Origin of the sequence: Vibrio atlanticus, from assembly GCF_024347315.1 — a bacterium.
Lineage (GTDB): Bacteria > Pseudomonadota > Gammaproteobacteria > Enterobacterales > Vibrionaceae > Vibrio > Vibrio atlanticus.
In genome coordinates, this window is the sequence record NZ_AP025460.1 from 1,004,142 (window position 1) to 1,024,999 (window position 20,858).

Sequence of the window (20,858 nt, forward strand, 5' to 3'; positions counted from 1 at the left end):
GGTGCCGAAAGGTAAGCCATTGGCTCGATTGTGCAACAAGGATAAGTTATGGAGCATGTTTTGACTGAGTCGACTCCAAAACCCACAAGGAGCCAGCCTGCACCGAAACCGAGTTTTGCTGACAGGTTGCAACATTGGTTACCTAAAATTGTACTGGCGCCGACTGCGTTAGTGACCGTGGTGTGTATCTACGGCTACATATTTTGGACGGCAGCGTTGTCGTTCACCAACTCTCGATTTCTGCCGAGCTTTAATTTCGTTGGTTTAACCCAATATGAAAAGCTGATGGATAACGATCGCTGGATTACCTCAATCACCAACCTCGGTGTGTTTGGTTTTCTATTTATGGCGATTGCCATCTTGCTTGGTGTTGGTTTAGCGGTATTGCTTGACCAGAACATCCGTCAAGAAGGCGCGATTCGTACTATCTATCTCTACCCAATGGCGTTGTCATTCATCGTGACGGGTACGGCGTGGAAATGGATTCTTAACCCGGGTCTTGGCATTGAAAAGCTGATGCAAGACTGGGGATTTACTGACTTCAAATTTGACTGGCTCGTCAATTCTGAAATGTCGGTTTACACCTTAGTGATTGCAGCACTTTGGCAGTCTTCTGGATTCGTGATGGCGATGTTCTTAGCAGGTCTGCGTGGCATCGATTCTTCAATCATCAAAGCGGCTCAAATCGATGGTGCAAGCTTGCCTACCATCTATCTCAAAATCATTCTACCTTGCTTGCGCCCTGTGGTTTTCAGTGCGGTGATCATCACCTCACACATTGCAATTAAGAGCTTTGACCTTGTGACGGCAATGACGGCAGGCGGTCCGGGTTATTCATCGGATCTTCCAGCGCTATTCATGTACGCACACTCTTTTACCCGTGGACAAATCGGCCTTGGTGCTGCCAGTGCCATGATGATGCTTGCCGGTATCTTAGCGATTCTCGTGCCTTATCTTTACTCTGAACTTAGGGAGAAAAAGTCATGATGAATAACATCAATTTTGCTCGAATCTTTATTTATTCAGCACTGCTTTTCTTCTGCTTGGTGTATTTGATGCCATTGTTCGTCATGGCGCTGACGTCATTCAAAACCTTGCCAGACATAAAGGCAGGTAACTTGATGAGCTTACCGAAAGAGTGGGTGTTTGACGCTTGGTATAAAGCGTGGGACACCGCTTGTACGGGCGTGAAATGTGAAGGCATCAAAGGTTACTTCTGGAACTCTTTCCAAATGGTGATTCCTGCGGTTGCGATTTCAACATTACTCGGTGCATTCAATGGTTATGTGGTGACGAAATGGCAATTCAGAGGTTCAAACCTGTTCTTTAGCTTGTTGTTGTTTGGCTGCTTTATTCCATTCCAAGTGGTGTTGCTTCCAATGGCAACCATGTTAGGAAAAATGGGTTTGGCGAACACAACTATCGGCTTGGTGATTGTGCACGTTATCTACGGCATGGCGTTTACTACTCTGTTTTTCCGTAACTTCTACATCTCGATTCCTGATGAATTGATCAAAGCGGCAAAACTGGATGGCGCAGGCTTCTTTACCATTTTCTTTAAGATCTTATTACCGATCTCTACACCTATCATCATGGTGACGGTGATCTGGCAGTTCACTGCAATCTGGAATGATTTCTTGTTCGGGGTGGTGTATTCGGGCTCAGAAACTCAGCCAATTACCGTGGCATTAAACAACCTAGTCAACACTAGCACAGGCGTTAAAGAATATAACGTCGATATGGCTGCCGCGATCATCGCCGCACTGCCAACGCTGTTGGTGTATGTCTTCGCAGGAAAATATTTTGTTCGTGGCCTAACGGCAGGATCAGTAAAAGGATAATACCCATGGCAACATTAGATTTAAAACAGATCCGTAAAACCTATCGTAACGCGGACAACGAAACGTTAAAGGGCATCGACATTAGTATCGATTCGGGGGAATTTTTGATACTTGTCGGCCCTTCGGGGTGTGGAAAATCCACCCTAATGAACACCATTGCTGGGCTCGAAAATATTAGCTCGGGTGAAATCGTGATTGATGGTGTCGATGTGGCGCAGGTTGAGCCGAAAGACCGCGACATTGCGATGGTATTCCAGTCGTACGCCTTGTATCCAAACATGACGGTGCGTGGCAATATCGCTTTCGGTTTGAAGATTCGTAAGATGCCGCAGCAAGAGATCGATGCTGAAGTCAATCGAGTGGCAGAAATGCTGCAAATTGAACAATTGCTTGATCGAAAACCGTCGCAACTTTCTGGTGGCCAGCGTCAACGTGTCGCGATGGGCCGTGCTTTGGCTCGCCGTCCTAAGCTTTATCTATTTGATGAGCCGCTTTCTAACTTGGATGCCAAGCTGCGTGTTGAAATGCGCCATCAGATTAAACGTCTGCATCAGAAGCTGAATACCACGATTGTTTATGTGACCCATGATCAGATCGAAGCTATGACTCTTGCGGATCGCATCGCAGTAATGAAAGACGGTGAACTGCAGCAGTTAGGCACACCACAAGAGATCTATACCAAACCCAACAATATGTTCGTAGCGGGCTTTATGGGCTCACCGTCAATGAACTTCATTAAAACCATGGTGGATTTGGATGAGGAACAAAACCCGATCATCAAAGTAACTGGCACGGCTGAGCAAGAGCACCACATTCGTTTGCCTCAGAGTATGCGTGACCAAGATGGCAAGGAGTTGGTAATAGGGTTACGTCCTGAACACATTACTGAGCAAGAAGGTGATGATGTGTCGGCAACCACAAAGCTAGACCTGCAATTGGAAGTATTAGAACCAACAGGGCCAGATACCATCGCAATGGTTAAAGTGAACGACCAAGAAGTCGCGTGTCGTTTGTCACCAGAGTTTGAAGTGTCGGTTGGGCAAATGGCACCGCTTCATTTTGACTTATCGAAAGCCGTATTTTTTGATGCTCGGACTGAAGCGAGAATCGAATTCTAACTTCTAGTTGCTGAGTTAGTTTAACAATCAAAGTTCATGTCTAAATCAAAGGCAGTATCACCAACTACTAATAAGTAACGTGATGCTGCCTTTTTCGTTGTCTATACTTGCTTTTTATCCCTTATAAAAACAGAGGGATAAACGATATATATGCTTCTACTGCAATAATATCGTGATTTAGTATCCCTTAGCTCTATAAAGCTGACGTAGAAACGCGTAGGATCACACTACTTTAGACCAGAAACTAGGCTGCACCTTGGTGCATAAACAGAAGAATACATGAAACTAACAGCAAAACCAGCGGCGAATAACGCTTTACTTATTTCTATTACGACACCGGATTTTAAAGGTGACGAAGCAAAAGAGTCTCTTGCCGAACTTGCTCGCTTAGTGACAACCCTAGGGTTTAAAGTCGTCGGTACGCAATCGCAACACCACAGTTCATCTCAAAGACAGAATGTGTTGGGTGCAGGTAAGCTTGCTGAAATTGCACACCTAACTGGTTACCAAGGCTCTATTGAAGAGGCAGAAGATGAAGACTTTATTGATGAGTCGTTTGATTTTAATGCTGAAATCGATGAGCTAGATTTTGATGATCTTCCAACGGGCAACTTCCAATACGGTGCCGCTGATGTTGTGGTATTTGACTGTGATTTAAGTCCATCTCAAATGCGTACTGTTGAGGCGAGTTTGGGTGTGGAAGTATTTGACCGCACTGGCATCATCATAGAAATCTTTAGCCGTCACGCTCGTACTCGTACTGCTCGTCTGCAAGTTGATATCGCTCGTCTAAACTACTTAGTGCCACGACTACGTGAAACGGCTGAAGGCGATAAAGAACGCCAAATGGGTCAGGGCGCCGGTGAAACTTCACTTGAGCTAGACCGTCGTAACGTACGTGACCAAATTGCTGCGCTTAAGCGTGAGCTAGTAAGCGTACAAGATGAAATGAAGACCCGACGCACAAGGCGTGCGGAGCTTTTCACTGTTGCTTTAGTTGGCTACACCAATGCCGGTAAATCTTCGATGATGCGTGCAATGACCGCAACCGAAGTGGTGGGTGAAGATAAACTGTTCGCAACGCTAGACACTACGGTTCGTGCGCTTCAGCCAATCACTCAACCGCGTATTCTTGTTTCAGATACGGTGGGTTTCATCAAGAAATTGCCACACGATCTGGTTGCATCATTCCACTCAACGCTAGCAGAAGCGCATGATGCTTCATTGCTGCTTTATGTCGTTGATGCTTCTGACGTTTCATTCCGCGCACAACTTGATGTGGTACACGACGTATTAGCTCAAGTGGGTGTAGAAGGCAGCGAAAAACTATTAGTGCTGAATAAGTGCGATAGATTGACTGAAGAACAGCAATTAGAGCTGATCGAAGAATTCCCAGATGCGATGCTAACGTCGACTCGTGATCCTCTAGATATCACGAAGCTACACAAGTACATCGTTGGTGTTGCTGAAGAAGGCATGATCGAAGAAGAGATCACTATCCCTTATTCTGGCCAAGGCATCATCGGTGAGATTCGCTCAAACATGAGTGTGGTTAAAGAAGAGTACGATTACGAGTGCATTAAGTTGACCGTTCGCTCTAGTGAAATTGACTTAGCTCGACTGAAAAAGCGTATGCAGAATTCTTAATCTTTTATAGCGTTTAGACACAAGTTAAAATACCAAAAAAGAGAGCCTAGGCTCTCTTTTTTATTGAATCGTGATAAGCGCCGCTCGAGCTCTGCTTAGCGGTCTTCTTCTGGAAGTTTGACGTTCAGCTCTAATACTGAGATGTCGTCATCTTTGTGTTCGAAAGTCAGATCAACCATTGATGGATCGACGTCAACGTACTTCGCAATACACTTCAAGATGTCTTCTTTTAGTTGCGGCAGATAAGACGGCGCTGGGTCGTCATGGCTGCGTCGCTCGGCAACAATGATCTGCAAACGCTCTTTAGCTAGGTTTGCGGTTGTCTTTTTTTGTGGTCTAAAAAACTCTAGTAATGACATTGCGAATTAGCCCCCGAACAGTCTTTTGAAGATGCCTTTCTTCTGTTCCGTTAAGAAACGGAAGTCCACTTGGCTACCCAGTAGTCGTTCTACAGTATCATTGTAAGCCATACCGGCATCGGTTGCTTCGTCAAAAATAACTGGAACACCCTTGTTCGACGCGTTCAGTACTGCTTGGCTCTCTGGGATGACACCCAGTAGAGAGATGTGAAGAATCTCTTCAACGTCTTCAACACTTAGCATCTCACCTTGAGTTACACGTGCTGGGTTGTAGCGAGTCAGTAAAAGGTGCGTTTTCACTGGTTCTAAGCCATCTTCTGAACGACGAGACTTAGAATCGAGAATACCGAGAATACGGTCTGAATCGCGTACAGAAGAAACTTCTGGGTTAGTTGTAACAATCGCTTCATCAGCAAAGTAAAGCGCCATCAGAGCGCCTTGCTCGATACCTGCAGGAGAATCACAGATGATGAAATCAAAGCCCATTTCATCTAGTTCATCAAATACACGACGAACACCATCTTTTGTTAGTGCATCTTTATCACGAGTTTGAGAAGCCGGAAGAATGAATAGATTCTCTGTGCGCTTGTCTTTGATCATCGCTTGGTTCAGTGTCGCTTCGCCATTGATAACATTAACGAAGTCGTACACAACACGACGCTCACAACCCATGATTAAATCTAGGTTACGCAGACCGATATCAAAGTCGATAACTGCGGTTTTCTTCCCTTTTAAAGCTAAGCCTGAGGCAATAGCTGCACTGGAGGTCGTTTTGCCTACCCCGCCTTTACCTGACGTTACAACGATAATGCGTGCCATTTTGTTTTCCTTTTTATTTCTCTTATATTGCGAGGACATCAACGTGTAATACATCGTTTGCCATACTGAACATGGTTTTCTTCTGCCAGTACTCGCTTTCAATTTGATCGCTGAGCCAGTAATTTCCAGCAATGGAAACCAGCTCGGCTTGTAAATCATTACAAATTATTTTTGCTTCAGTTTGACCACTCGCGCCTGCAATTGCACGACCGCGTAAAGTACCATGGATATGGATGCTGCCATCGGCTATGACTTCTGCGCCGGCACTCACATGGCTGAGGATCAATAGATCGCCATCTTTTGCATACACTTGCTGACCAGAACGAATAGGCGTTCTCACCACTTTTATCGGAGCCATCTTCGCTGGAGCTTGAGAAGGAGATTTACTGGCTGTCATCACTGCAAAACCAGCTCCTTTCGCTAGATTCTGCATACGTTTATCCGAACAACCAGCCACACCTACTGGGATCATGCCCGCTTGAGATATACCTTCTTTCAGATGCACAAAATCGATATCACCCGCGACTTTGCTAATATTGATAACAACAGGCGCAGCAGCGAAAAAAGTGGGAGCTTGGTTTACTTTTTCTTGAAGAAAAGACACCGCATTTTCGACTTGATCATCGGATAAGTGCAAAACAGATAGCGTAAAACTGCTACCTTTTAGATCTGGATTACTAGACATCGAAAACTACAGGACCTCAATAGCGGATTGGTACAATTTCTTTATCAATAAAATAAAGGGCGTTGCCTGAAACTTGGTTTATCATGTTATATTCCCAAACCAAGCACAGCAAGTAATCTTGTTGTCAAATGAACGTTTTGTTCCCAATATTTCCCTTAACATAAACTATTGATCTCGTAAGTGAGAGTTTTGTAGTCATAAACAATAAAAAGGTTTGTCATGCTGTGTTCTATATATAAAAGTTCAAAGAAAGAAGGAACATACCTTTATATCCCTAAGAAGGATGATTTCTCACAAGTTCCTGACGCATTGATGCAAATGTTTGGTAAACCTAGTTTTGTAATGGTAATTAAAATGGATGGCCGTAAACTGGCGCAAGTGAACATCGATAAAGTGAGAGAATCACTGAACACCGATGGTTTCTTTTTGCAGGTTCCGCCACCACCGGTTAATGAACTTGAACTTCATAAAGAGCGTAAAGCTCAGCAAAACGTTCAAGACGAAGAGTGATAGCTACCTTAATTCAGGGAGGAGTGATCGTTGAGTAAATTTTCGAAAACCATATTGGCTGTGTCGGCATTACTATTAGGTAATAGCCTGACGATTGGTTCCGTTCAGGCTGAAGAGCTGAGCTTTGAGCAATATGTAGAGAAACTAAAGCAACAAGGCCGTGCAGAAGGCATCTCTGAAACGATCATTGATCAGGCCTTTGATGGTGTGACGTTTAAGCCAAGAGCGGTGAAAGCCGATAAGAATCAACCTGAGAAAAAACTGACTCTGGATGAATACATTCCACGCGCGGTTCCAGATTGGAAAGTGAAGCAGGCGAGATCGCTTTATAAGAAGCATTATTCAGCGTTGAAGCGCATTGGTGATGAATATGGTGTTCAACCAAGATTCATTGTCGCGCTATGGGGTGTTGAGAGTAACTTTGGTAAGTTCACGGGTAACTACAGTGTTATTGATGCTCTCACGACTATGGCCTATGAAGGACGTAGAGAAGCCTTCTTCCGTAGCGAAGCGATGGCGGCGTTGAAGATTCTTGATCAAGGCCATATTGCACCACAAGAGATGAAAGGCTCTTGGGCTGGTGCGATGGGACAACCTCAGTTTATGCCAAGCTCATTCTTAGCTTATGCCGCTGACGGTAACGGCGATGGCAAGAAAGATATTTGGGGTACTGAAGAAGATGTATTTGCTTCAGCGGCGAATTATCTCAGCCAATCGGGTTGGGATGACAAATATACTTGGGGCCGTCAGGTTCACGTACCGTCGACTGTGTCTATTGAAATGCAAGGCCGAGGCGAAGACAAAGCGAAATACTTAAAAGAGTGGTCTGAACTCGGTATTAAGCGCTTTGACGATCGCCCACTACCAACGCTTGATGAAGATATTAAAGCTTGGCTAATTATGCCAGACGATGAAACTGGCCGTTCTTACCTCATTTACAACAACTACAATGTGTTAATGAAGTGGAATCGTTCTTACTACTTTGCGTTGGCAGTTAGCCACCTAGCAGACAGAATTAAGTTTGATTAATCGACCTAATTTGATTAATGGCCTTAATTTGGTTATTAGAACTAATTTGGTTAACAGATTTAGGTCGCTTTGAATAGCATTTGGCCTACCATAGGCAGAACGAACTAAAGGACTCTTCGGAGTCCTTTTTCTTTTATATTTCAGAGATTTTTAAAGGTGGCCTTGTGCTAACAGATAGAGCCGCACAGATGGTGATATTCCATGCGTTAATCAAGCATGAAGGCTTTACCAGTGCAGCAAAAAGTTTGAATGTTTCAGTGTCTCACATCAGTAAGCAAGTTGCTTTGCTCGAGGATTCGATAGGTATCAAGCTGGTGCAAAGAACCACACGCAGCCTGACACTAACTGAAGCAGGGGAAGTGTTCTATCAGCATTGTGAGCAGCTGTTCAATACGGTGAAAGCGGCTCAAATGGATATGGATAGCCAGCGTGACGACATTTCTGGAATATTCCGCATAGGCTTGTCTCAGTCATTTGGCACACTGCATATCATTCCAGCGATTGATCAGCTCAGACAGCTCTATCCGCAGCTGAGAATTGAAGTGCATTTGTTCGATTACAAAGTGGATATGATTGAGGAGCGCTTGGATCTTTGGATCACCAATAATGAAGACCTGCCAGAAGGTTATATTGCGCAGCGTTTAGCCGACAGCCAATTTGTGGTAGCCGCATCACCGGATTATCTGATTAAAGCTGGTACTCCTCATGTGCCATCTGATCTGATTGACCATAACTGTCTTATCTATCGCAGCCGTGAACGAGACTACACGTCATGGGCGTTTGATAACGGGCAAGAAAACCTCAGTGTCAAAGTGGCGGGCGATTACTCGGTGGATTTGGCTGAGGCGGTACGAGACGCAGCTGTATCTGGGTGGGGTGTTGCTTATTTGGCGACTTATTTAGTCAAAGAGGAGTTTAGAACAGGCAAGTTAATCCAAGTATTACCAGAATGGAGAGCCAGTCAGTTGATGCCATTTTACGCTGTGTATCCGAGTAGAAAGAACATGCCAAAGAAGCTTTCAGCAGTGATTGAGTTCATCAAACAGCATGTTGGTTCGCCGACGTATTGGGACAAAAACCTCAAAACTTGCGTTGAGCTGCATCGTTAATTGTTTCCTAATTCATAAATATAATTTCCATATGGAAAAAGTATGCTTTTTGAACAAGTTAATCCATTAAAATTCAATGCTTTAATCTAATCTTGGGCAAGTTGCTGATAATCCCAACATCACATTAACAACCGCACCTTGCCGCAAACGATTTCCTCTATACAATGCGTCGCCTTTCCTACCTACAACTTTTAGGTTGACGCATATGGCTTCCCTACTTGGAATTATCACTATTTTAGTAGCCGCTTGGTTACTATCTACGGACAGAAAAAATATCCCGCTAAGAACTGTCTCTTTGGCTTTCTTACTGCAAATCTCATTCGCGCTATTGGTTCTTTATGTGCCAATGGGTAAAGAAGCGCTGAATGCAGCTACTGGTGCGGTGTCTAGCTTGATCAACTACGGTCAAGAGGGGATTAACTTCCTATTCGGTGGCCTAACGAATAACGGATTTGTTTTCGCTATTAACGTTCTCGGCATCATTATCTTTTTCTCTGCATTGATTTCAGGTTTGTATCACATCGGCTTTATGCCAAAGGTGATCAACATAATCGGCGGTGCTTTGCAGAAGTTTCTAGGCACAGGTCGTGCGGAGTCACTGTCTGCAACGGCAAACATTTTTGTTGGCATGATCGAAGCGCCATTGGTGGTTAAGCCTTACCTAAAACATATGACGGACTCACAACTGTTTGCTGTGATGGTATGTGGTTTGGCTTCTGTTGCTGGCGGCACGCTAGTGGGTTATGCATCGCTGGGTGTTGACCTAAACTATCTGATCGCTGCGGCATTCATGTCGGCACCAGCTGGTCTATTGATGGCTAAAATCTTAGTACCAGGCAGCCCAGAGGATGTTCAAGAAAATATTGAGTCTGGTGTAGAGATTCCACGAGCAACAAACGTAGTTGAGGCAATGGCAGATGGGGCTATGTCTGGACTTCGTATTGCCGTTGCGGTGGGTGCGACACTTCTAGCCTTTATCAGTGTGATTGCGATGCTGAATGGTTTGTTAGGTATTGTTGGTGGCTGGTTTGGCGTAAACCTAAGCTTCGAACTTATCCTAGGTTATGTGTTCGCACCCGTTGCATGGCTGATCGGTGTACCGTGGTCTGAGGCTGTTGTTGCAGGCTCGCTGATCGGTAACAAAATCGTTGTGAACGAGTTTGTGGCTTTCATCCAGTTAATGGACGTGAAAGACGCACTGAGTGAGCACTCAAAAGCGATCGTTACTTTTGCACTATGTGGTTTTGCCAACATCTCTACGATGGCCATTCTGATTGGTGGTTTGGGTAGCTTAGTTCCAGAGCGTCGTTCTTTCATCTCACAATATGGCTTCAAAGCGATTTGTGCGGGTGTGCTTGCCAACTTAATGAGCGCTGCGATCGCTGGCGTGGTGCTTTCTCTGTAGATAGATGATAAGTACAGAGTGGATGAGTCAGTCACTTTATTTCCCCTATAGTAAAGTGACTGATTAATCACACTAATATTCGGTTAGCATGAAAAAGAGAGCCTATAGTTTAATGACATAGGCTTTCTTGTTTCAGCAAATAGGTTTGTATCACAAGGTGTGGTACGAATTTTTTAGGGGCACAAATGGATTTGTCGATTACTTCTTCTTTGGCATTAATTGGACTGCTGTCTTTAACGTGTCAATTGTTAGGCTGGCGCTTACGTCTTCCTGCTATTCTTCCTCTTCTTATTGTCGGCCTACTTTTAGGTCCCGGTCTTAACATCCTTAATCCCGATGCCATTTTTGGTGACGTGCTATTTCCGCTGATTTCATTAGGTGTCGCTATTATTCTGTTTGAAGGTGCATTGACCCTGAATTTCAAAGAAATCAGAGGCCATGGTCGCATGGTGACACACCTCGTGAGTTTCGGCATGCTGATTACTTGGGCGTGTATCGTGGTGGGTGCTTATTACTTTGTGGACTTCAGTTGGCCATTAGCCGCTCTGTTTGCTGCCTTAGTGGTGGTGACGGGTCCAACCGTTATTGTTCCCATGCTGCGCAGCATTCAGCCCAAATCTTCGTTAGGCAGCATCTTGCGCTGGGAAGGGATAGTGATTGATCCGATTGGCGCTCTGTTTGCCGTTCTCGTTTACGAATACATTGTTTCTTCAGCCGATCCTACAAGCCATGTACTGTCGGCTTTGGGGCTGACTCTAGCCATCGGTTTAGGCTTAGGGTTCATCGGTGGCTATTTGATTGCCAAGATGCTGAAAGGGCATTGGGTTCCGCATTATTTGCGTAACGTGGCAGTCCTAACGTTGATGTTGGCGGCGTTCTCTTTTTCTAATGATCTGAGTGAAGAGTCTGGCCTATTAACCGTGACCATCATGGGTATCTGGCTCGCCAACGTGAAAGGCTTGGATCTTGAAGATATTATTGAGTTCAAAGAGACCTTAACCGTGTTACTCATTTCTGCCTTGTTTATCTTACTGGCGAGTAGACTTGATTCTGGGACTTTCCTTTCGATAGGTTGGGGCGGTATTGGCTTATTAGCGGTCGTCATGCTGGTGGCTCGTCCTTTGAGCGTGTGGATCAGCGGGATCGGCACGGATCTTACTTCAGCAGATAAATGGTTTTTGAGCTGGATGGCACCTCGCGGGATCGTTGCTGCCGCAGTTTCTTCTCTGTTTGCTATCAAACTTCAAGAGAAGCAATTGATTGAAGGGGCTGATCTACTGGTGCCAATGGTGTTCTTGGTCATCATCGGTACGGTTGTGATTCAAAGCCTTACCGCAAGTTGGTGGGCGAGAAGGTTGGGTGTGACTCAAGAGAAAGCGCAAGGGGTTATCTTCTTTGGTGCGACTCATTTTTCACGCCAGTTTGCCAAAGTGCTGGCGACACACAACATCAACAGTGTGCTTGCTGATACAAACTGGGAGAGCATTCGCTTAGCGCGTATGGATAATCTGAATGTTTATTTTGGTAACCCAGCCTCAAATCACGCAGAAAATAATCTGGAATTGGATGGGATAGGGCGCGCGATGATCGTCTCGCCTTATCGTCAAACCAACCCATTAGTCAGTATGCATTATCAAGATGAGTTTGGTGAAAACAAGGTGTTTGAGCTTGAATCGACAGAAACTAAACACGAAAGGCATTCAGTGAGTCGAGATGGTAACAGAAGCCTGTTTTCGGAAGGAATTACCTATTCCAAGCTTAATTCCTTGATGGCTCAAGGCAGCCAAATTAAGAGCACGGGATTGACCGATGCGTTTGACCTTAATGAGTTTAACGCGCTGTATCCTAAAGCGATTCCACTCGGTGTGATGACTGGTGGTGATTTCCGTTTAGTAACACAAGGTTCTGATTTGGAAAAACTCATATCAACGGAGTGTGCGATCATTAGTTTATTGCCGCCTTCTGAACAGACGGAAAAAGTCGAGATACCAGATAAGTAGCAACGAGCACTGCATCAGAAGCGAATTGCCTGATTCAAAAACGAATAGCTAAGTATCAAAAAAGCCGCAACGTTCATCACGTTGCGGCTTTCTAATTCTGCTCTAGCTTGTTTTACTCTAGGGCGAGGCAATTCATGCCAACGGTATTACTATCGAAGCTGTCATTGCGGACTATTTCGAGTGAAACTGCTCACAAGCGATCATTGTGTTCTCAATTAGGCTTGCTACAGTCATTGGACCAACACCACCCGGAACTGGTGTGATGAAGCTTGCGCTCTCTTTCGCGACATCGTATTCAACGTCGCCAACGAGTTTGCCAGATTCCAAACGGTTGATGCCTACATCGACCACAACAGCACCTTTCTTAATCCAAGCACCAGGAATGAAGTTAGGCTTACCAACTGCTACAACAACAACATCTGCTTGACGTACATGACCCTCAAGGTCTTTGGTGAAGCGGTGACATGTTGTCGTTGTACAACCGGCTAGAAGAAGCTCTAACGTCATTGGGCGACCTACGATGTTTGATGCGCCAACCACAACCGCGTGTTTGCCACGTAAGTCGATGTTATAACGGTCAAGCAGCGTAATGATGCCTTTAGGCGTACAAGAGCGAAGCTTAGGCATACGCTGAGCCAAACGACCTACGTTGTATGGGTGGAAGCCATCAACGTCTTTTTCCGGCGTGATGCGCTCAAGAACTTGAGTGCTATCAATACCAGCTGGTAGGGGAAGTTGAACAAGAATACCGTCAATCTCCGGGTCTTCGTTCAGTTGGTCTACCAGTGTTAATAATTCGTCTTCTGTAGCAGTGGCTGGCAAGTCGTAAGATTTAGATACGAAGCCAACTTCTTCACATGCTTTACGTTTACTTCCTACGTAAACCTGAGAAGCAGGGTCTTCACCCACTAAAACAACCGCTAGGCCCGGAGCGCGTAATCCAGCTTGAGTGCGAGCTTTTACACGAGCCGCAACTTCAGAGCGAACCGTTTGAGAAATTAGCTTTCCATCAATATTTTGAGCAGTCATGAATTTCCTTAGTATTGATATTCAAGTTAGTGGCTGATGTTTTTGGCGCATTATTCCAGAAAATCTTTTTGATTACCATCAAGCAAACGTTTGCTTTGTTCTATTTTCCAACACTTATAATTCTATTGCACTTTTTTTACTCACTTGGATCAGAATGTTACATAAAGCCGTTGCTTTACTGATTCGAATTCGTATAATCCTTCCCTGTAGCGCGCCCTTAGCTCAGCTGGATAGAGCACCTCCCTTCTAAGGAGGTGGTCGAAGGTTCGAATCCTTCAGGGCGTACCACTATTTAAAGAAACCCGATAACTCTCTGAGTTGTCGGGTTTTTTGCATTTCAGAACGACTTAATCGATCAAAACCATGTTTTGTATTTCGATGCCTCTGTCTTTTGTCTTTTGCTAAACGGCCACTAGCTGTGGGGTATATCTAAGACCTAACATACTGCACCCATCTTCCAAATAACCGTCGGTGACAACGTTGAATCCGAATTTACCATAGTAGTCTTTGAGATGTGCTTGTGCCGAAATAAAAATTGAACAGTCAGGGTACGCCTCGCGGGTTGCATCAAAGCTTACTTGCATCAGCTGATTACCAATCTGTTTACCTCGATAATCCTTTGCTACGATCACTCGCCCGATACAAACATCATCTGCATCAGAATCGAGCAGAGGGAGAACATCTACGGGGTATCCAAGCTTCTGAGCCATAATTCGACTGTAAGCTACTAGTTGCCCGTTCTCATAACCCATGACGTGATAGGTTTCTGGATGGCTATCTTTGCCGTCTAGATCACTATAGGGTGTGTTCATATCGACGATAAAAATATCGACTCTTTGCTGTAAGAAATCATAGAGCTCTTGAACTGACAGCTCCGAAAACTTTTTAACTCTCCACTCGATCATCACTTTTCTCCTTATTATTTTGGGCTACAACATAGATAGTATTCAAACCGAGTTCATTAACCTTTGTTAACTGGCCATGAAACTATTCAAAATCACCACTTTAAAGCACCACTCATTTCCCCTCGTTATTCATTTCATTCGGCTCATGTAATAGAAAGTTAAAATTGTTGGTTTTTTGGGGTTTACATCATTTGGTAATAAAGCCAATATGAATTCACGAAGAATAGACAAGTAAAGCTGTTAACCCGTAGGTTTAGGAATCAAACCTTCTGCTCAATGGCTGATTTAGAGGAAGTAATGGCAGGAAACAGTATCGGACAACATTTCCGCGTGACTACGTTCGGAGAAAGTCACGGTATCGCACTAGGATGTATCGTAGATGGGTGCCCACCAGGATTAGAAATTACCGAAGCAGACCTTCAAAGAGATTTGGATCGTCGTCGCCCAGGTACTTCTCGTTATACAACGGCTCGCCGTGAAGCGGATGAAGTAAAAATCTTATCAGGTGTATTTGAAGGCCAAACTACGGGTACTTCTATTGGTCTATTGATTGAAAATACAGACCAACGCTCTAAAGACTATTCCGAAATTAAAGACAAGTTCCGCCCTGGCCACGCTGATTATACCTACCATCAAAAGTACGGTGTGCGTGATTACCGAGGTGGTGGTCGCTCTTCTGCTCGTGAAACGGCAATGCGTGTTGCGGCAGGTGCGATTGCGAAGAAATACCTTAAGCAAGAATTTGGTGTTGAAATCCAAGCTTATCTTTCTCAAATGGGTGGTATCTCAATTGATAAAGTGGATTGGAACGAGATCGAAAACAACGCTTTCTTCTGTCCTGATGCCGACAAAGTACCTGAATTTGACCAACTGATTCGTGATTTGCTAAAAGAAGGCAACTCGATCGGTGCGAAGATTCAAGTAGTTGCGACTAAAGTGCCTGTAGGCCTTGGTGAGCCAATCTTTGATCGTCTAGATGCAGACATCGCGCACGCTCTAATGAGCATCAATGCGGTGAAAGGTGTTGAGATTGGTGATGGCTTCGATGTGGTTAATCAACGCGGCAGTGAACACCGTGATCCATTAACTCCAGAAGGCTTCAGCAGCAACCATGCTGGCGGTATCTTAGGTGGTATTTCTACTGGCCAAGATATTGTGGCAAGTATTGCACTTAAGCCAACATCAAGTATTACCGTTCCTGGTGACACTATCACCAAAGACGGTGAAGCAACGCAGCTAATTACTAAAGGTCGTCACGATCCATGTGTTGGTATCCGTGCGGTGCCTATTGCTGAAGCGATGCTGGCTATCGTGTTGCTTGATCACTTACTACGTCACCGTGGTCAAAACTTTGGTGTGACAACAGAAACGCCAAAAATCTAGTTCTGCTTCGTTTTATTCAGAACAGATTTGAAACTGATTTGAGAGAAATCAAAAAGGGTTGCTTCGTAATGAAGCAACCCTTTTTATATTCTGCGTCATTGAGAATATATTATACCAATCACAGTAAGTAAGTGATCAAAAATAGCGCAGGGAAAAGGCTTGAGAACAAGGCAGAATTTTTCGATAAGTAGTTATTCTACAATCAAAAATTCTAACGCAGTTATCGAACGTTTTAGCAAGCTAGGGTGACCAGTTATTTACTACGATTGGTATTACCTAATGCACAGAGCTTTCCGGATCAAGCTGGAACGAAGGCAAGCGCCATTTGAATCTCACTGCTGCCATGCGCAGTAAATAGCCTACAACCAATGTCACGATCGTCGCGGTCACATCGTTTATGCCTAGTTCAAGAAGACCTAAGTACAAGCCTGAAGCGACAAGGGCGACAGATGCGTACAACTCTTCATGCAAGACTAGTGGCGTTTGACGACAGATAAGATCGCGCAGCAGGCCACCAAACACGCCAGTCACTAATGCAGACACCATACAAATCATTGGGTGCAGACCCATGGTCATCGCTACCTTAGTACCAATGATACTAAATACGATAAGCCCCAACGCATCCAAACGAATGAACAAGCCTTTTAGCTTGATTACCCATTTGGCTAATCCCGTTGTGATAACACCAGCAATACAAGTGATCGCCAGATACTGGGGGTTTTCAACCCAGCCTAAAGGGTAATGGCCGAGTAAAATATCTCTTACTGTACCTCCGCCAATTGCCGTTGCACTCGCAACCAGCATTACACCAAACCAATCCATTTTTTGTTTGCCAGCACTGAGAGCACCGGTCATGGCTTCTGCCGTGATGCCAATGATATACAAAACACTTAGTAGCATTGCTGTAGCTCTATAATTTAGGTCTATAAATTGGAGTCTTATAGGCCATAGGGATATAAAAATGAAGCGCGAGTGTAGTAGTAAAAACGCAGATTGACGAATGAATATTTGTACCGTGAATAGGCATTTCAGATTAGCTAAACTAATCATTCACCTCAAAGTGGTGTAATCTGGGATCAGCAATCGATTGTCATCGTAAAGTATTATGATGAACCTAATGTCATTGCCAGTGATAGGGCTTTACCGAGTGCTTAAAAAAACGCAAAATGCCCCAGTTCTTTTTACTTAAATTTGATCTTATGACACACCAATACCCAGACATCATCGACATTTTCAATCAAACCTTTTTCGAGAGCTTCAATACTAAGCTAGAACTGGGAGCGGACGAGCCCATTTACCTGCCAGCCGATGAGGAGATTCCTCATCACCGTATCGTTTTTGCTCGTGGCTTTTATGCTTCAGCACTTCACGAGATAGCGCACTGGTGTGTGGCTGGTCCTGAGCGTCGCTTATTGGAAGATTTTGGTTACTGGTATGAGCCTGATGGCCGAACTGAGTCGGTTCAAGCTGAGTTTGAAAAAGTGGAAATTCGCCCACAAGCGTATGAATGGATCATTGCGACCAGCGCAGGCTTTCCTTTTAATGTTAGCTGTGACAATCTACACGGCGATTTTGAGCCAGATCGTTTGGCTTTTATGAACAAAGTACACAGCGAAGTCATGGGTATCTTTGAAGCTGGTCTGCCGCCTCGCGTGAAAATGCTCTCTGAAGCATTACGCAGCTTCTACGATGTAGAACCTTTATGTACTAGCCAATTTATTGTGAAATAAGAGAATATTATGATTATCGAATTTGAAGAAAAACTACTTGAATTAATTGATGCTCGCATTGAAAACGCATCAGATGATGAACTGTTTGCTGGTGGTTACTTACGTGGTCATATTTCTCTTTCAGTAGCTTCATGTGAAGAAGACGGCATTGAAGACGTAGCAGAAGTTAAATTGCGTATTGAGAAGAGCCTAGAAGACGCACGTTCTGAATTGACGCCAGCCGATCGTACGATCGTTAATGACCTTTGGGTTGAGCTGCAAAACCAAGCTTAATTTTAGTCGTTTAGCATTATTCGTCTAGCGCTATTCGCTCACAATTCTCCCTCCTCATTTTTGAGCGAACCAATAATTTGAGACTCATTCGAATTTTTTGAATGAGTCCGTTCAATCCTTGTGATGGTTCCATTTTCTGACTACGTTATTCTAATCCCACTTAACGGAATCACAGAAAAGGTCACATCATGAAAGTTATCGCATTCGGCGCAAGCACCAGCTCTACCTCTATCAACAAAACTCTAGCAACTTACGCAGCTAACTTGATTGAAGGTGCTGAAGTCAAAGTTCTAAACATCAACGATTACAACGTTCCTATGTTCAGTGAAGACACTGAAAAAGAGATTGGCCAAGCGGAAGGTGCTCAAGCATTCTTACGTGACCTAGCAGAAGCTGACGCATTTGTTATCTCTTTCGCTGAGCACAACGGCCACTACTCAGCGGCGTACAAAAACCTATTTGACTGGGCGACACGCATTGAGCGTTCAGTATTTGGCGAGAAACCTGCGGTTTACTTAGCGACATCACCAGGCCCTGGTGGCGCACAAACAGTACTTGGCGCAGCAACTGGTTCGGCTCCGTACTTTGGTGGTAACGTTAAAGCATCGCTTTCAGTGCCTAGCTTCTACGATAACTTTGATTTTGAGTCTGGTGCTATCAGCAACGAAGAGATCGCCCAACAGATTAAAGACGCGGTTGCTAAGCTGTAAATACTGCTCCGTTTAGAACATCAGTTTAGATCAACACGAACAACAAGAAGCCCGAGTGACATAATGTCGCTCGGGCTTTCTAGCTTTTAGCCTTTAGTTTTAGATATTTCTGATATTCAGAAACTTCAGATGTTCAGAATAGCTGAACTAGAAACTATGAATTTGATTTAGAGTGCTTGTCTGCAACCCATCCAGCCGTTAATGCTTTGCCTTTACGCAGTCTGCGCACCCACATTCTGCTTGGGTGAATTGCCTCAAGCACATCGACAGGTAAGGGAAGCGGATCGCCACAAATTTGCGATGCTAACACTTCAGCTAATAATGGCGCAGAGCTCAAGCCACGTGAGCCTAGCCCGATAAAGCAGTATAGGTTAGGGAAGCTTGCTACCGTTTGAATATCATCAACAGAGTGACGTTGCGGGTTGAAGTTATGCAGGTCTTGGTACTGTTCTTTGATTGATTCAAAATCGCCAACGTTTCCGACAAACGGAAGGTGGTCACGGCTTACGCTTCGGATACCTTGGCGCGCTAAATTGTCACTGGTGTCGACATCTTTTGTCCATGCTTGATCTGGTAGCGACCCATGTAGGCGCTCACCATTATGTTGCTGAACCTCAATATCAAACTCTTGGTCGATATTGGTCTTGTCGTAGTTCGCGCCAATACAGTGGTGACCATTATTTGGATTCTGTGGCGTCAAGTAACCATCAAAACACAACACCGTTTTTAGTTGACTGAGGTTTTCTGTAGTCGGAATATGACTCACTTGCCCTTTAACTGGCGTCAGAGGTACAGGGCGAGTTTGTTCAAACTGAGTGAATTTGTGTCCGTTCGCGACAACTACTTGGTCGTGTTTGGTTTGAATCTCACCTTGAGGTGTCTCAAGTGTCAGCAGCCATTGTTGTTCAGCTTCGAGCCACTCAAGTTTAGTTACTTGGTGTTGATAGTGCGCGCTCACTTGGTTGGTTTCTTCTAACTTACCAATCAAACTTTGAGTCAGTTGGAGAGGGCTTAACCAACCTCCCAGTGGAAAGTAGACACTCTCTTTATCGACTGGTAAGCCAATCTTTTCATTGGCTTGCTCTGGCGTCAAACGCTGAATCAGATCTGTGTGGAAATTGCCTTCTAACATGCGATTGAGCTTTTTAGTGGAGCCTTCATCCCACATCAAAATGTTCACGCCACACCAATTGTGATCGAAGTTTACTGATTGTGCTGCTTGATTAATAAATTGGCGGGCAAACAATAAGCCCGGACCAAATATTCTTGAAACATTAGATGTCGCTTCGCTGAGTAGCGGATAAATGGCACCTTGGTTGTTACCTGAGGCATTGCCTGCAGCTTGTGGGTGTTCACAATAAAGGGTGATGTTTTTACCACGTCGGCTTAACGTTTTTGCTAGCGCAGCGCTGGCAACACCACCACCGATAATGGCGATATCTTGTGAACCACTGTATTGAGCTAGGCCATACCAAGGTTTGATGTTGGTATGAGCGTGCTTTTCGTCAAGTCGGCCGGCAATCATTTCCCGCTTAGTACCAAAGCCTTTAACTTTTTTCATCGCAAAGCCAGCTTCGATTAAACCGCGGCGAACAAAACCGGCAGCGGTAAACGTTGCACAACTGCAATCTTGTTTTGCCAGTTTGGCCATGCCGTTGAATAGGTTTTGATTCCACATTTCAGGGTTTTTGCTTGGCGCAAAGCCATCTAAGAACCAAGCGTCAACCAAACCTTCCTGTGGAGTAGGCACGTTTGGCATACAATCTTTAATATCACCAAACCACAAATCAAGCGTGATAGCACCATCGCCCAACACAATGCGGTGACATTCGGGCAGGGCAATCGGGTAGTGTTCTTGGAGTTGTGTCGCATACTCCGCTAAATCTGGCCACGATTGGTGCGCTTTGATCAGATCATCTTTATTTAAAGGATATTTTTCAAAACTGATGAAATGTAACTCTTTGGTCATAGCTTGTGGGTTATCTTTAAGAAAAGCATCGAACCATTGCCAGACTGCGAGAAAGTTTAAACCTGTACCAAAACCGGTTTCAGCAATCACAAAACGGCGTTGTTGATGTTCAACCCAACGCTCTGGAAGGTGGTTTTGTTTTAAAAAGACGTAGCGAGTTTCTTCTAAACCGTTAACATTAGAGAAGTAAACGTCGTCAAATTGGTCTGAAACTGGCGTGCCAGACTCATTCCATTCCAGTTCTGCATTAGTAATTGAAGTCATAAAATCTATCATTTTGTGATTTGAAGCGATATGTTGGTAGGGATTGTACGAATTTCTAGGAAAGCTGACCACT

Annotated in this window: 20 protein-coding genes and 1 tRNA gene; 14 read left to right on the forward strand and 7 right to left on the reverse strand. The window is 44.5% G+C overall.

The features are described 5' to 3' along the window. Nucleotides 1–48: 48 nt before the first annotated feature. The 4 genes from OCV30_RS04665 (at nt 49) to hflX (ending at nt 4,606) form a co-directional block, all read left to right on the forward strand. Nucleotides 49–987, forward strand: a complete 939-nt coding sequence (locus OCV30_RS04665; protein ID WP_010439457.1) for a carbohydrate ABC transporter permease — start codon at nt 49–51, stop codon at nt 985–987. Next, nucleotides 984–1,841, forward strand: coding sequence for a carbohydrate ABC transporter permease (locus OCV30_RS04670; RefSeq protein WP_009848502.1), 858 nt, complete (start codon nt 984–986; stop codon nt 1,839–1,841). Before OCV30_RS04665 ends, OCV30_RS04670 begins: the two co-directional genes overlap by 4 nt. Before the next feature lie 5 nt (nt 1,842–1,846). After that, nucleotides 1,847–2,959 (forward strand): ABC transporter ATP-binding protein, encoded by a 1,113-nt coding sequence (locus tag OCV30_RS04675; protein ID WP_065678612.1) that lies wholly within the window; start codon nt 1,847–1,849, stop codon nt 2,957–2,959. A 279-nt stretch (nt 2,960–3,238) separates the two neighbouring features. Next, complete coding sequence (hflX, locus tag OCV30_RS04680) at nt 3,239–4,606, forward strand: GTPase HflX (protein ID WP_065678613.1); 1,368 nt, start codon at nt 3,239–3,241, stop codon at nt 4,604–4,606. A 95-nt stretch (nt 4,607–4,701) separates the two neighbouring features. Here hflX and minE read toward each other — a convergent pair whose 3' ends face one another. The 3 genes from minE to minC are packed head-to-tail and all read right to left on the reverse strand — an operon-like array spanning nt 4,702 to nt 6,469. Then, nucleotides 4,702–4,965 (reverse strand): cell division topological specificity factor MinE, encoded by a 264-nt coding sequence (gene minE, locus OCV30_RS04685; RefSeq protein ID WP_009848499.1) that lies wholly within the window; start codon nt 4,963–4,965, stop codon nt 4,702–4,704. Between the two features lie 6 nt (nt 4,966–4,971). Next, entirely contained in the window at nt 4,972–5,784 is an 813-nt protein-coding gene (gene minD / locus OCV30_RS04690; RefSeq protein WP_009848498.1) for a septum site-determining protein MinD, read from the reverse strand. Nucleotides 5,785–5,806: 22 nt separating this feature from the next. Continuing rightward, complete coding sequence (minC, locus tag OCV30_RS04695; RefSeq protein WP_065678614.1) at nt 5,807–6,469, reverse strand: septum site-determining protein MinC; 663 nt, start codon at nt 6,467–6,469, stop codon at nt 5,807–5,809. A 219-nt stretch (nt 6,470–6,688) separates the two neighbouring features. On the opposite strand from minC, the gene OCV30_RS04700 reads away from it, so the two are divergent. The 5 genes from OCV30_RS04700 to OCV30_RS04720 all read left to right on the forward strand — a co-directional run bounded on the left by OCV30_RS04700 (nt 6,689) and on the right by OCV30_RS04720 (nt 12,522). Further along, entirely contained in the window at nt 6,689–6,979 is a 291-nt protein-coding gene (locus tag OCV30_RS04700; protein WP_009848496.1) for a YcgL domain-containing protein, read from the forward strand. 30 nt (nt 6,980–7,009) lie between these two features. Next, entirely contained in the window at nt 7,010–8,008 is a 999-nt protein-coding gene (locus OCV30_RS04705; RefSeq protein WP_009848495.1) for a lytic murein transglycosylase, read from the forward strand. Between the two features lie 188 nt (nt 8,009–8,196). Then, nucleotides 8,197–9,117: a LysR family transcriptional regulator gene (locus OCV30_RS04710; protein ID WP_009848494.1), complete on the forward strand. Its 921-nt coding sequence runs from the start codon at nt 8,197–8,199 to the stop codon at nt 9,115–9,117. Nucleotides 9,118–9,322: 205 nt separating this feature from the next. Then, on the forward strand, nt 9,323–10,522 hold the full coding sequence (locus OCV30_RS04715; RefSeq protein WP_009848493.1) for a NupC/NupG family nucleoside CNT transporter: 1,200 nt from the start codon (nt 9,323–9,325) through the stop codon (nt 10,520–10,522). Nucleotides 10,523–10,707: 185 nt separating this feature from the next. Further along, on the forward strand, nt 10,708–12,522 hold the full coding sequence (locus OCV30_RS04720) for a cation:proton antiporter (protein ID WP_065678615.1): 1,815 nt from the start codon (nt 10,708–10,710) through the stop codon (nt 12,520–12,522). A 171-nt stretch (nt 12,523–12,693) separates the two neighbouring features. On the opposite strand, the gene folD is transcribed toward OCV30_RS04720, so the two are convergent. After that, on the reverse strand, nt 12,694–13,551 hold the full coding sequence (gene folD, locus OCV30_RS04725) for a bifunctional methylenetetrahydrofolate dehydrogenase/methenyltetrahydrofolate cyclohydrolase FolD (RefSeq protein ID WP_012603477.1): 858 nt from the start codon (nt 13,549–13,551) through the stop codon (nt 12,694–12,696). Between the two features lie 211 nt (nt 13,552–13,762). Between folD and OCV30_RS04730 the strand changes: the two genes are divergently transcribed. Continuing rightward, nucleotides 13,763–13,839 (forward strand) — tRNA-Arg (locus tag OCV30_RS04730). Nucleotides 13,840–13,952: 113 nt separating this feature from the next. Here the strand turns inward: OCV30_RS04730 and OCV30_RS04735 are convergent. Continuing rightward, nucleotides 13,953–14,456: a GNAT family N-acetyltransferase gene (locus OCV30_RS04735; RefSeq protein WP_065678616.1), complete on the reverse strand. Its 504-nt coding sequence runs from the start codon at nt 14,454–14,456 to the stop codon at nt 13,953–13,955. 297 nt (nt 14,457–14,753) lie between these two features. Here OCV30_RS04735 and aroC point away from each other — a divergent pair, with 297 nt between their 5' ends. Then, nucleotides 14,754–15,839, forward strand: a complete 1,086-nt coding sequence (aroC, locus tag OCV30_RS04740) for a chorismate synthase (RefSeq protein WP_065678651.1) — start codon at nt 14,754–14,756, stop codon at nt 15,837–15,839. A 276-nt stretch (nt 15,840–16,115) separates the two neighbouring features. Here aroC and OCV30_RS04745 read toward each other — a convergent pair whose 3' ends face one another. Then, on the reverse strand, nt 16,116–16,739 hold the full coding sequence (locus OCV30_RS04745; RefSeq protein WP_004734183.1) for a trimeric intracellular cation channel family protein: 624 nt from the start codon (nt 16,737–16,739) through the stop codon (nt 16,116–16,118). A gap of 299 nt (nt 16,740–17,038) precedes the next feature. Here OCV30_RS04745 and OCV30_RS04750 point away from each other — a divergent pair, with 299 nt between their 5' ends. The 3 genes from OCV30_RS04750 to OCV30_RS04760 all read left to right on the forward strand — a co-directional run bounded on the left by OCV30_RS04750 (nt 17,039) and on the right by OCV30_RS04760 (nt 18,552). Continuing rightward, nucleotides 17,039–17,569: an elongation factor P hydroxylase gene (locus OCV30_RS04750; RefSeq protein ID WP_029225616.1), complete on the forward strand. Its 531-nt coding sequence runs from the start codon at nt 17,039–17,041 to the stop codon at nt 17,567–17,569. A gap of 9 nt (nt 17,570–17,578) precedes the next feature. Beyond that, nucleotides 17,579–17,842, forward strand: coding sequence for a YfcL family protein (locus tag OCV30_RS04755; protein WP_009848738.1), 264 nt, complete (start codon nt 17,579–17,581; stop codon nt 17,840–17,842). A 188-nt stretch (nt 17,843–18,030) separates the two neighbouring features. Further along, complete coding sequence (locus OCV30_RS04760; RefSeq protein WP_065678617.1) at nt 18,031–18,552, forward strand: NADPH-dependent FMN reductase; 522 nt, start codon at nt 18,031–18,033, stop codon at nt 18,550–18,552. A 154-nt stretch (nt 18,553–18,706) separates the two neighbouring features. Here OCV30_RS04760 and mnmC read toward each other — a convergent pair whose 3' ends face one another. Further along, on the reverse strand, nt 18,707–20,785 hold the full coding sequence (mnmC, locus tag OCV30_RS04765; RefSeq protein ID WP_065678618.1) for a bifunctional tRNA (5-methylaminomethyl-2-thiouridine)(34)-methyltransferase MnmC2/FAD-dependent 5-carboxymethylaminomethyl-2-thiouridine(34) oxidoreductase MnmC1: 2,079 nt from the start codon (nt 20,783–20,785) through the stop codon (nt 18,707–18,709). Nucleotides 20,786–20,858 lie beyond the last annotated feature (73 nt).